The sequence below is a fragment of the Vibrio sp. 10N.286.48.C11 genome (assembly GCF_041469805.1).
Classification (GTDB): Bacteria; Pseudomonadota; Gammaproteobacteria; order Enterobacterales; family Vibrionaceae; genus Vibrio; species Vibrio crassostreae_C.
The window spans coordinates 1-257 of record NZ_JBFRLK010000177.1; the positions used below are offsets into that span (position 1 = coordinate 1).

General features: G+C 42.8%; 1 pseudogene. It reads left to right on the forward strand.

What is annotated here, in order from left to right:
* Window positions 1-45: 45 nt before the first annotated feature.
* Window positions 46-257 (forward strand): annotated as a pseudogene (locus AB4209_RS22475) (ISL3 family transposase); the annotation flags it as partial.

A 257-nucleotide genomic window follows, 5' to 3' on the forward strand; every position in this document is an offset into this window, starting at 1 on the left:
ATGGTTTAGTCGCCAAACAAAAATCATACACAAACTACCGTTTTCATGCCGAATCATACTTTCCTATCTTCATTCTGGGAAGGCTTTCAAATAGTAAAGTCTCACCAGACAGCATCACTTATTACCCTGACTCTTAAACCTAACTCTGAGGCTAAGTGCCTTTGTGGTCTCGAGGCCGAGGCTATTCATGAGTATCAATGGCGTCATGTAAAAGAGGCCATGTTGCTCGGTGTTCCTGTTGAACTTTCCGTTCAAAC